This window comes from Rathayibacter sp. Leaf296, from assembly GCF_001423045.1.
Lineage (GTDB): Bacteria > Actinomycetota > Actinomycetes > Actinomycetales > Microbacteriaceae > Rathayibacter > Rathayibacter caricis.
In genome coordinates, this window is record NZ_LMNR01000003.1 from 352,146 (window position 1) to 363,379 (window position 11,234).

Genomic DNA, 11,234 nt, shown 5'->3' on the forward strand with positions numbered 1-11,234 from the left:
GCGATGGCGCCGCCGCAGGAGCGGATCGGGTGGTCAGCGCGCTCGTCGGGCGCGAGGGGGAGTGCATCGGTGATCCGCCTTCCTGTTGGACAGAGCGCGACCGGGTACGGAGCGCCGATATCGTGACCGATCCCGCTTGCGGCGCTCCCGCCCGGGTGCCCGCCGTCGGGATCGGTAGTGAGTGCGAACCCCGAGGAAAGGACTCTCCGTGCCCACTCGCACTGCTCCGCACGCATTGACGCTCGGCATCGTCGGTGACCAGCGCTCGTGCTACGTTGATCGCGCCCGGGTCGATCTTTGCGCTTCTGCCGCGCCTCGCACGGCCGGGAGACGGGGGCGGACGATGGCGATCCTCTCCCACGCGTTGTCCGCCGCATGGTCTCTGCTTCCCGAGACAGTCCTAGGGTGTCCTCTGGTCACGAACGGCGGTCTTCCGGTCCGCTCCGTCCGTGAGGGATTCCTGGTCGAGGCCCTGACCGCAGCGGGGTTTCCGGTGACGCAGAACCGGCTCACGGCGGCGAAGGGCAGCCGGATCGACGACCAGGAAGCGGCGACCCTGCTGGCCGGCATTGCGGCCTCCGAATCCCGCATCATCACCTACACCGCGTGGGTCCGTGCGCTCGATGCGGTGCGCGTGCGGCGGCTCACTCCGATCGACACCGTGCACCGGCTCGCCCGATCGCTGGAGAAGTTCACCGACCTCCCTGGCGACGAAGCGGAGCAGCTGGTCATCGCCCGTCGAGCGATCGACCACGAGATCGCGAAGGACTCTCTGACCGGACCCTCCGCGAACAGGATCTGGCGCGACGCAGCGACGTCCCGGCGCTTACAGGACCGACTCGACGCCGTTTGGATGGACCGGCCCCGGATCCGGGGGCGTTCCTCTCACCTCGGCCTCTACGCGACGTTCCTGACGATCGCGGATCCCTATTCGCGGGATGAGGGATCCGTCGACGCACTCGCGGCGGAGCGGGTCCTCCGCGAGATCTACGATGCCCCGGTGCGATTCACCGACGACGACGCACGCGATCTGTGGCTCACCGAGTACCTGACCGTCGCCCAGCCGTCGCTGGGCAGGGTGTCCACCTCCCCCCGCGATCTGAGGCCGTCCTTCCCTCTGGATCAGGCGATCGCGGACCGGGTGTCGCGACTCGTTACCGGAGCGGGCGCGTCCCTCGTCATCCCCGGCAGTGCTGTGAACGCGATCGAGGGCGTGATCGACGCGTCCGCGCTCCCGCTCGGACTCCCCCACGACTGGGCGCGCAAAGTGATGGCGATCGGGCACCAGCTCGCTGAGCTCATGACCTGGGAGGAGGCCACCGTCGACCAGTGGTTCCTCGAGTCGCTCTCGGGCGGCAGGCTCCGCATCGCGAAAGGGTGGCGCGACGAGGTCTCCCGATCACGCAAGCGGAGCAGACGGGCGGAGATGGCGGACGCCGTCGCGTTCTACCAGGAGCCCGGACCCTATCTCGCCGGGAAGCTCTGGTCTCGAGTACTCCGGCGGAGTCTGTGCTCGGAAGCGGAGCCGGACGCTCTCGAGGTGTGGAATCTCGTCCACGGCGTCTACGTGACGGCTCGCGAGCAGCTGAAGGAGCTGTCGCGCTACTTCCCTCCCCTCGTCAGCACCGACGATCCGCTGCTCGGCGGGGCCCGCACCGGTTCGGGGCGGCGCAGAGGCCTCGCGCCCACTGCGCCGAAGCGCTCGGCGATCGACGACGTCCTGCAGACCGCCATCGATGCCTTCGGTGCGGAGGCCGTCGTCGTGTTCTGGAACAGTGTCGCCCGCCTCCCGAGGAGGGCGCCGGACCCGGATCCGCTCATCGCGACCTGGCGGACGTACGTGGAGGCCGAGACGGCCCGTCTCGGAACCGAGGATCCACTCCACGTCGTGCCACCGCTCTCGATCCCCTTCCCGCAGGTGCGGGAGTGGATCTCCTTCAAGGGCCCGCTCGACGGCGGCTCCGACCACGACGACACGCAAGAGGACCGCTCATGACCACACTGACCGCTCGGCGACAGGACCGCTACACGGTGGTCGCGCCCGCCGAGAGCGCCGACTTCTCGAGCATCACCTCCGTGCGCCTCGGTCTCGCGGGAGGGACCCTCGTGTTCGATGTCCAGGAACACGACCCCGTCGCCTCGGTCGAGATCTTCGACGCCGACGCAGCCGCGTGGTGGCTGTTCTCGCTGTACGGAGCGGAGGCGGCGGAGACGATCCTCGACATCGCTGCGGGCGACAGCGAGGACGCCCCGGATCCGATCCTCGTCGAGGTCGTGCAGGGCGCCCTCGCCGACAGGCTGCGCAGGCTCGCACTCGCGCTGTGGCTGCGTCGCTGGTGGCCTCAGCCCTCGGTCTCGGTGCCGGAGTGCCTGGAATGGCTGCTCGACGCCGAGGCCGCAGTGCTCGCGTCCGGAGCGGAGCACGCTCTGGACCGCAGCATCGTCCTGTCCGCGCAGCTGCTCGAGCCTCATCTCGCCAGCCTCGCTCTCAATCTCGGCGACCACGAAGCCCGGATCGACGGTTCGGCGATCGACGGAGCGATCGATGCGGTGGTCGTGGAGGCCGCGCAGATCGCTCTCGAGGTCTCGGACCCGGAGGCGGACGGTTACGCCGTGCTGGAGGAGATCGAGGCCCGGATCCGCGCGGCCGATACCGCCGCCTCCGAGCTCCGCACTCGCCTCGACGACGAGGGGGTCGCCGGTCTCCTCGCTTCTCTCTCAGGAGCCGCACTGTACGTCGGTGAGCCGGCGTACTCGGACGACGATCTGTTCGCGCTCGCCGCCGGCGGGAGTGATGGTCTCGAGGGCCGGGAGGATGCGGGCGAGGGCTCGGCGGTGCTGTCGGGCACCTTCCCCGTCGATCCGCGCGCAGTGCCGCCTCGAGTGCTCTCGAGCGCGGAGGACGCCATCCGATGGTCGGTGGACGAGCGGGACGGATCCACCGGATGCCGGATCGAGGTCGAGGTCGCCCCCGGCGCTGATCCCCGCAGAACCGGCCCCTTCTTCGCCCGAGTCGATCGCGGCGGGGACACCGCGGTCACCGCTCTCGATTTCTGGGACGGAGTGCTCGTCGGCACGGCGTGGCTCGAGACGACCGGTGATCTCTCCGATCCCGCCGTCACGGTGTATTCCGGGATCGACGGCTACGACGCCGTGGCCCCTCGGGCCGCCGATGCCCGTCGGCGGGATCGCGATGCGATCGCCGCTCTCGTCGCCGCGCGGAACCGTCGGGCGGTCGCTCCGACCGAAGCGACCGCGTCCCGATGGGACCTCCCGTTCGCCGCCGAACTCGCACATGCGGCCGAGGCCGTCCCTGTCCGATGAGCGGCGAGGTCCTGCTGGACACCGAGAACGTGTTCCACGGCGTCAGCGCTCAGCAGCGCCCGGAGACGGATGAGCGCACGGTCCAGTCGGTGCTCTTCGGTGACGGTGGAACGGGCGAGCGCGAGTTGTGCGAGCTGCGGGCGATGCTCCGCGCCGTCGACCTGGTCCTGGGGTGGTTCGAATGGCATTCCGGCGCCGAGGTCGCGGCCGTGGACAGCTACGGGAAGCGCTGGGATCCGGCGGTGGACCTCCTGCTCCGGAGCCTCGCCTCGGGCGAGGAGGGCCTGGCCCGCATCGAGGTCTCCCGCACCTGGGCTCCCGCGATCCACCCGGACGCGCTGCTCGTGCTGTTCACACGGCGCGGCGTGAGGATCATCCATCACGTGGTGGGCAATGAGCGGCACGCCGCGGAGAACGAGCTCGTCGACGAGCTCCGACGTCGGCTCGACGGCGGGAGCCCGTCAGCGGCCTACCTCCTGGGAGGGGAGGACCACGACGCTCTGCTGCCCGCCGATCATCTGCAGGCCCGCCACCCGGAGGTCGAGCTCTGGCTCCTGCTGCCGCGATCCAGCAGGGTGTGGCGGCGCGCTCATCGACTGGGGGCGCTCCCGCACCTCGCTGCCGATCGCTTCGTCACCGTCGGTGAGCTCCTGAGGAGTTTCGACGAAGGGGATGCGGCCGTCGAGACGAGGCTCGCCGAGGAGCACCGTCATCGCTCGTCCGTTCTCTCGCGTGCGCGATCGAGCCTCGCGAGGCGGCGGGTGGCGCTGTTGACCCAGGAGCAGGAGGGTGCGTTGGCGTCGCTGAGCGGCGTGCACGCAGCAGGACTCCAGAGGCAGCGCCAGGGATCGGATGCGTGGGTCGACGCTATCGGCAGCGCGTGGCTCGTCGCCGCTGCGGACGCGTTCCTGCCGACGGTCGCGGGACCGGCCGAGCTCGCGCGGTTGCGGTCGAGCGGTATCGGAGGCGAGCGCGCGGCGTATCTCGTGCGGCAGTGCGGGATCCTGCGTCTGCGGGAGGAGCGGCCCGATATCGGCCCGTCGGCACTGGGGACCTTCCTGACCTCGTTGTCGAGCGTCATGTCGACGACGAGCACGCTCTCGGCGCTGGCCGCGGTGTCCCTCCGGTAGGAGCACCCCCGGCCATCGGGATCGGTCGATTCTGCGAACGGCGTCCACGCGTGGACGCGCAGATCAGGACGGAGGTGATGACTGATGACTCCAGTGAACAAGGAGGCTCGCACCTGTGCGACGTGCGGCACGAAGAACAACGTGTCCAACCGCACGTGCGTCGGCTGCGGCGCGGCCCTCGCCGGCCGCTAGGCCACCGGTCGCCGTGGATCCACCTTCGGAGCCACGGCGACCACCATCGGGATCGGTCGAGCCGGTGCACACCGTGCGATGAACAGGAAGGACACCACCATGGCCGCTGACACCCGTCGGATCCAGGAGCAGCGCAGCACGATCGAGAGGCTGCGCCGTGAACGCTCCCTCGAGGAGCGTGCCCTCCGCGCCGCGGCGACGCGCGAGAGTGCTGGACGCACCCAGCGGCGCATCGAGGAGCTCGACCGTCTCCTCCGCCGAGCAGAGGACGGCCTCAGAGCTCTCGAGCGGGGGTGACGGACGCTGCGCGCGGTGGCGGCCGCGGTCGGCGCGGGTACGCTGCCCGGATCGCGGCGCGGTGCGGGGCGCGATGTCCTGAGACGCCGTGTCCTAGAGTCGGGTCATGTCAGAGACCGTGCCTCCTGCCGCCCTCCTGTACCAGCGGATCCTCGAGTCCGCACCTGAGCGCGACCCCGCCGAAGCGTTGAGGCTGGGCGCCGACCAGTGGCCCGCGATGCAGGCTCGCGTCACGAATCGGTACGACGCCGAGACCTGCCGAGTGCTGGCACTGTCCGCAGGAGTCACCGCGCAGTACGGACTCGCCGCCGTCTGGCGAGCTCGTGCGCTCATCCGGTTCAGTGAGCTCGGCTGGATGGACGGGGTCGCGATGATCGTCATCGGTGAGGCGCTGGCGACACTCTCGCGCGAGAACGACGACTTCGCTCGCGGACGCACTCTCGACCTCCTTCAGACCTCGACGGCTCCGGAGGAGATCCTCGCGACCATCGAGCCGTGGGCGCGCGCAGACCGGGCGGCCGAGAGCGACAGCGAGCGGCTCAGCGCGTGGTCGCCGGGCCCCGACCTCACCGCCCGCGGATACTGGGAGAAACTCGGGTTCTTCGCACTGATCGCGCACCGGTGGGACGACGCACGGGAGCGGTACGCTCACGCGGCTGCCGTCTCCCGACCGGGCCGCGGCGCGGGGAAGGTGCGCGGCGCGCGGGTGATGGTCGAGTACCTCGCAGCGCGAGCCGGCGAGCCGCACCGCGGCGACCCCGAGAGTGTGCTCGCCGAGCAGGAGGGCGTGCTCGCGGACCTCCGCGCCGTCGGGGATCCCGTGCTGCGCGATGCCGCGGCGCACAACCTCGAGGTCATGCGCCGCGGGGGTGCGGACCTGCTGGCGTACGAGATCCTCTGAGCAGCGGAGTCCCCTGTCCTGCTACTCCCAGAACGAGTCCGCCGGAACCGGCACCTCGCCCCGGCTGATCGCCTGCAGCGTCGCCACCGGAGCGAGCAGGTGCATCACGTCGATCACAGCGGCCTGTGCGGCGGGATCCTCCTCGGCGTGATCGTTGATCCTCTCCCATGCAGCGGCATCGGGAACGTCTGCGCGCAGCGGGGAGTGGAGGGTCATCAGGTCCCAGACGGCGGATCGTACGCGTCCGGCATGTGCGGGGAAACCGTCGGCGCTCGGCGAGGACCTGAGAGCTCTTCCGAGCAGCCGAGCTTCCCACGCCGTTCCCGACACCCCCTGCCCGTGCAGAGGATTGGGTGAGCCCGAGGCGTCGCCGACGGCGACCAGTCCGGCGACAGGTGCGAGGTCGTGCCTGTTCCAGGTGGCCACAGGTCTGCGGAACAGTGCAGGCCTGTCGAGGAGCGCTCCTTCGAGGAGCTCGGTGATGCCCTCGTCCGGGAGGCTTCGCGCGTACGCACGGAACTCGGCTTCGGTGACCGGCGGTCGGTCCACCGCGCCGATCCCGTTCAGAGAGACGGCGTAGCTCCCGTCTGCTCGAGGGCTGGCCAGACCGCCGCGGGTGGAGCCGGGGGAGGGGAAGACCATGATGAAACCGGAGAGGGCCCGCGCGGGCCTCACGAGCGCGGTCGAGTACCACTGATCGACCTCGGTGACCGTTCTCTCCACCTCGATGCCCTCGGCCCGCAGCCACGCCACGACGGGGGACGTCCCACCCATCGCGTCGACGACGAGGTCCGCTCGGATGGGCCTCGGGCCACCGGTCGAATCGACCCGAGCGCCACCGCATCCGTCCGGTGTCAGGAGGAGGCCGACGGCCCGTCCCGGTATCAGAGCATCGGGTGCGGTCTCGGGTCGTGCTCGGAGGGCGTCCTCCAGGCGCATCCGCGGGATGCTCCAGAGTTCGCGCCCGAGGTCGCGTTCGAGAGCCCGCCGGCCCCCGTCGACCACGCGGGTGTCGGTCGACACCCGTGCACGGACACCGTCGAACAGCGGGAGATCGGCGGTGATCCCGGGCAGCAGGCGCTCCAGCTCTCGGCGGCCCCGACCGAGCAGATTGTGCAGTTGCGAGGCGTGAGGAACGCCGGCGCGCCGATCGGTCGGGGCGCGCTCGATGACCGTCGACGACAGTCCCGCGGCGCGAGCCGCGGCAGTGACGAGGAGCCCTCCGATCCCTTGCCCGAGGACGAGCACGTCCGTCTTGATGTCGTCCATGCAGTCAATGCCAGACGACGGACGGATCGGCTGCATCGCGGAGCGGTCGCGTCGGAGCCGGACCCGATGCGTACCCCAGGCAGAGCGCCCCGATGAGATCGCCGCTCAGGCCGAGCTCTTCGGCGATGCCTTCCTCGGCGATGACGACGTCGCCCAGGAAGGCCGCCCCCAGTCCGAGCGCGTGCGCGGCGAGCCAGAGGTTCTCCAGTGCGGCCCCGATCCCCACGCATTCGAACGTGTAGCCGTCCAAGGCCGGACGAAGGCGGCGGGCGGGCGTTCTGGCGAGCTCGGCCCGGCCCCGACTGAAGACGCCGAGGTTCTCGATCAGGATGACGGCGCGAGCTCCCTGCAGGACATCCGCGGATTCCCCGACCGTCGGAGTCCAGCGCGGGTCGGGGCGGCCCGTCCGCGGATCGTGCGGGATCCAGTCGTCGGCACCGCGCGCCGAGCGGACCGCTGTCGCGAGGCTCGCCAGCCGCACCGGATCCTCCACGACGTGGAACCGCCACGGACGCGCGCCCTTGGACGACGGCGCGGCGAGTCCGCACTCGAGGACCCGTTCGAGAACGGTGCGCGGGATCGGTCGCGCCTCGAATCCGGACCGCACGCTGCGGCGGTCGAGGATGGCATCGACGACCGCCGTTCCCGCGCTCGGAGGACCCTCGCTGGACGGCATCTGTCGATAGTATCGACCCACGCCTGAACGCACTGGGGAGCCGTACATGTCCGCATCCTTCACGCCGGCCCAGCAGCTCAAGTTCTCGCTCCTCGCGGACGGCGCGGTGATCTCCCCGTCGGCCCAATCGGCGCTCGACGACATCGTGCACGGCGGGGAGCTCTCGCCGGCCGACTACGCCTCGACGAGTGGACTGATCATCCGCATGGAGGACGACGTCTGGGTGAACATGCCCGTCGAGCGCTACAACCCGAACTTCGTACCGGGCACGACACTGGTCTTCGACCACGGTTCCGACGGCTTCTTCGTGCACGGTCGCGGCTTCGAGAGCAGTGCGTCGTACTGGGTGCCGCCGAGCTACCTCGGTGGCACGACATCGACCGGCCGCCCCCTCAACAACTATGTCTTCACTCACGGCGATCGCGTGAGGCTGTCGCCCACCATCGGCTGCGCGATGGTGTGCGATTTCTGCAACATCCCCTTCGATGACCGCTACGCGGGACTCAAGCCGGTCGAGATCATGCTGGAGTCCGTGCGCACTGCCCTGGGCGACGAGCTCCAGCCGGGGCGGCATCTCCTGATCTCGGGGGGAACGCCCGGGCCGCCGCATGTGCCGGCGATGCGGGAGGCGTACGAGGCGGTGCTCCAGGAGTTCGCCGGTCTCGAGATCGACATCATGATGGTGCCGCTCGACGGGCTCTACGACTTGCCCAGGCTGGACGCCCTCGGCCTTCACGAGATCTCGATCAACCTCGAGGTCTACAGCGAGACGATCGCGCAGAAGATCATGCCGCACAAGTTCCGCCAGGGCCGCTCCTACTACCTCGACTTCCTCGCCACCGCCGCGGAGGAGATCGGCGGCCACCGAGTGCGGTCCATGCTGATGGTCGGCCTCGAGCCGCTGGAGAGCACTCTCGAGGGTGTCGAGGCGATCCTGGAGCGAGGCTGCCGCCCCGTCCTCAGTCCCTTCCGCCCCGATCCGGCCACCCCCCTGCGCGACTCGCGGCCACCGTCGGCGGAGGAGCTCCGCGAGGTGTTCCTCCGGGCGAGCGATCTCGCCGATTCGTACGGCATCGAGCTCGGCCCGGACTGCCCACCCGACACCCACAACACGCTGACCCTGAGCCGGACCCCCGTCGAGTACCGTCACGAACTGCCTGTGATGTTCAGCGGGGTCTAGATGAGCCGCCGCCTCCTCGGCATCGGAGACCTCACGAGCGCGGAGATCGACGCCGTGCTGGATCGAGCGCGAGTGCACTCCGCGGGGGAGAGCGTCTCGACGGTGACAGGGGCTGTCGTGGGTCTGGCCTTCTTCCAGACGTCTCTGCGTACGCGCATCGGCTTCGAGAGCGCGGCGCACCGCCTCGGTGCCCGGCCCGTCACGGTCGTCGACCGTCGCGCCTCTGAGGCGTCCCTGCCGGAGAGCATCGGCGACACGGTCCGCGTGCTCAGCGGGTACTCCGATGCCGTCGTCGTGCGGGCAGACCGCCCGGCGGCTCGCACGGATGCGTCCGTCCGACTCGGGGCGCCCTGGTTGAACGGGGGCGACGGAGGCGCCGCCGCCGAGCACCCGTCTCAGACCCTGATCGACCTGTTCGCCGTGGAGCGCCTGGTCGGCCCGGTGAACGAGCTGCACGTCGCGATCACGGGGGATCTGCGCATGCGCGCGGCGCGGGGGCTCCTGCGCCTGCTCGCCCGTCGTCCTCCCGCCAGGCTCTCCGTGGTGAGCGACGGCGACCTCGGGCTGTCGGATCCCGTGGTGCTCGCCTCGGGTGCCGCCGTCGTCCCGTCGGTGCGGGACCTCGACTCGGTCGACGTGCTGTACGCGGTCGGGATCCCGAAGGGACCCGGCGAGGCCGTCCGGTCCCGACTGCGCGTCGACGGCAGGGCGCTGGAGACCCTGACCGCGCGCGGCGCGGTGCTCTCGCCCCTCCCGATCATCGACGAGATCGCCCTGAGCGTGCGCGGCGACCGCAGGCTCCGGTTCTTCGAGCAGAGCGACCTCGGGCTCTTCGTCCGGATGGCCCTGCTCGAGCACGTCCTGTCGGACCCGCTCCTCCCGACTGCTGACGGCTTCTAGGTCGGAGTGATCCCGGTCTCCTGCACCGCCGCCCGTCGGAGGAGGAGCTCGCGTTTCGCAGGCGTCGAGCGGTAGTCGACCTTCGTCGCCGTCTTCTCGAGCGCGGACCTGCCGGCGTCGTCGAGCACGAGGCGACCGCGCACGAACGACTTCTCGTCGTCGATGCGGAACGTCGTGCTGCCGTTCGCGAGCTGCCACACCGGGCAGTCGTCGAAGACGGCGGAGCCGGGAACGTGTGCGGAGATCCACACGTTCTGCAGGAGCGAGTAGTACGCGTGCAGATCAATGCCGTCGCCGGCGGTGCTCTCGTAGTCCAGCGGAGCACTGATCGTCAGCCCTCGGAGTGCCACGTTCCTCAGCTCGATGCTCCCCACGGCCTGCTCGGCGAACTCGAGCGATGTGCCGGCGAGATCCCGGAGGGCGACCGAGCCGTCGTCCGGGAACTCGCAGCGGCCGAAGACGAGCGAGCTGAGTCGTCCGCCGTACATCAGCAGGCCGCCCTCCGACGCCGGAACGGCGTACGCGGACTCGCCGCGACTCGGCGTCGCGGGCAGCCCCGAGGTGAGTGAGTACAGCTCGTCGATCGTGCCGGGCTCGGCGAGTTCCCGGTACCGACTCAACGAGCGGACCACGCTCGCTGACGCGGCGGGCAGAGGGAGGGTGAAGGAGAGGAGATCGAAGTCGGAGCTCTCGAGCTCCGCCTTCTCCTCCCCGGTGAACTCCGGCAGGCGCTTTACCGGGCCGCGGAAGCGGCAGTCGGAGAATGAGACTCCGTCGAGCAGGCAGTTGACGAACGTGACGCCCTCGAATTCGCAGCCGACGAAGGTCGAGTTGCGGAAGTCGCCGTTGACGAAGGTGATGTGCCGGAGGGTCGCAGTGACGAGGCACGACTTCCAGCGCAGGTTCACCGCGTAGCGGTAGGTCGGGTCGGCCGAGCCGTCGATCGGCTCGTCCCAGTGGATGGTGTCGCCGACGGCCGCGATGAGGAGTCCGAAGTGATCGCCGGGCCGCTCCTCCTCGCGTGCCGCCCAATCGACGAGCCCCCGCCCGAAGCCGTCGTGGATGAGCGAGACCGTCGTCTCGTCCTCCGACTCCTTCGACACGCGGCGGCTGGTCTGGCGTACCAGGAAGCTCGCCTCGAGCCACTCCAGGGCGAAGAAGAACAGCCGGTAGACCTCGAGGAGGGTCTCGGACGGCGTCGCGCCCATCATCATCCCGCCGGTCACCTCGAGGGGGTCGGCGTCCCAGGGGTCGCTCGTCCCCGCGGGAACGAGCGCCGCCGACTCTCCGACGAGCTCGGCTCGGGGTGCCGAGAGGTAGTCGGCCGGCTCGGGGCCGGCGCCTGCTGCGCCGGCCCCGACCGGC

At 70.3% G+C, this 11,234-nt stretch carries 10 protein-coding genes; 7 read left to right on the forward strand and 3 right to left on the reverse strand.

Annotated elements, in window-relative coordinates; translation table 11 throughout:
• The first annotated feature begins 493 nt into the window (after positions 1-493).
• The 5 genes from ASF46_RS18120 (at position 494) to ASF46_RS18140 (ending at position 5,844) form a co-directional block, all read left to right on the forward strand.
• Positions 494-1,996 (forward strand): hypothetical protein, encoded by a 1,503-nt coding sequence (locus ASF46_RS18120; protein WP_056868905.1) that lies wholly within the window; start codon positions 494-496, stop codon positions 1,994-1,996.
• Complete coding sequence (locus ASF46_RS18125; RefSeq protein ID WP_056868906.1) at positions 1,993-3,324, forward strand: hypothetical protein; 1,332 nt, start codon at positions 1,993-1,995, stop codon at positions 3,322-3,324. The genes ASF46_RS18120 and ASF46_RS18125 overlap by 4 nt, the downstream gene beginning before the upstream one ends.
• Positions 3,321-4,454: a hypothetical protein gene (locus ASF46_RS18130; protein ID WP_056868907.1), complete on the forward strand. Its 1,134-nt coding sequence runs from the start codon at positions 3,321-3,323 to the stop codon at positions 4,452-4,454. Before ASF46_RS18125 ends, ASF46_RS18130 begins: the two co-directional genes overlap by 4 nt.
• Before the next feature lie 291 nt (positions 4,455-4,745).
• Positions 4,746-4,943 carry a hypothetical protein gene (locus ASF46_RS18135; protein ID WP_157602770.1) on the forward strand — a complete coding sequence of 66 codons (198 nt, stop codon included), beginning with the start codon at positions 4,746-4,748 and terminating at the stop codon, positions 4,941-4,943.
• A 106-nt stretch (positions 4,944-5,049) separates the two neighbouring features.
• Positions 5,050-5,844 carry a hypothetical protein gene (locus ASF46_RS18140; RefSeq protein WP_056868909.1) on the forward strand — a complete coding sequence of 265 codons (795 nt, stop codon included), beginning with the start codon at positions 5,050-5,052 and terminating at the stop codon, positions 5,842-5,844.
• 21 nt (positions 5,845-5,865) lie between these two features.
• On the opposite strand, the gene ASF46_RS18145 is transcribed toward ASF46_RS18140, so the two are convergent.
• On the reverse strand, positions 5,866-7,113 hold the full coding sequence (locus tag ASF46_RS18145) for an FAD-dependent oxidoreductase (RefSeq protein WP_056868910.1): 1,248 nt from the start codon (positions 7,111-7,113) through the stop codon (positions 5,866-5,868).
• A 4-nt stretch (positions 7,114-7,117) separates the two neighbouring features.
• Positions 7,118-7,870: a nitroreductase family protein gene (locus ASF46_RS18150; RefSeq protein ID WP_200919767.1), complete on the reverse strand. Its 753-nt coding sequence runs from the start codon at positions 7,868-7,870 to the stop codon at positions 7,118-7,120.
• Between ASF46_RS18150 and ASF46_RS18155 the strand changes: the two genes are divergently transcribed.
• Positions 7,836-8,969, forward strand: a complete 1,134-nt coding sequence (locus ASF46_RS18155) for a radical SAM protein (RefSeq protein ID WP_056868912.1) — start codon at positions 7,836-7,838, stop codon at positions 8,967-8,969. The genes ASF46_RS18150 and ASF46_RS18155 overlap by 35 nt on opposite strands.
• The gene (locus tag ASF46_RS18160) at positions 8,970-9,869 is read left to right on the forward strand and encodes a hypothetical protein (protein ID WP_056868913.1); all 900 of its coding nucleotides are present in this window, start codon (positions 8,970-8,972) and stop codon (positions 9,867-9,869) included. It abuts the gene before it with no gap.
• Here ASF46_RS18160 and ASF46_RS18165 read toward each other — a convergent pair.
• The coding region (locus tag ASF46_RS18165; protein WP_162240200.1) for a pentapeptide repeat-containing protein at positions 9,866-11,234 on the reverse strand (1,369 nt) is incomplete at its 5' end. The genes ASF46_RS18160 and ASF46_RS18165 overlap by 4 nt on opposite strands.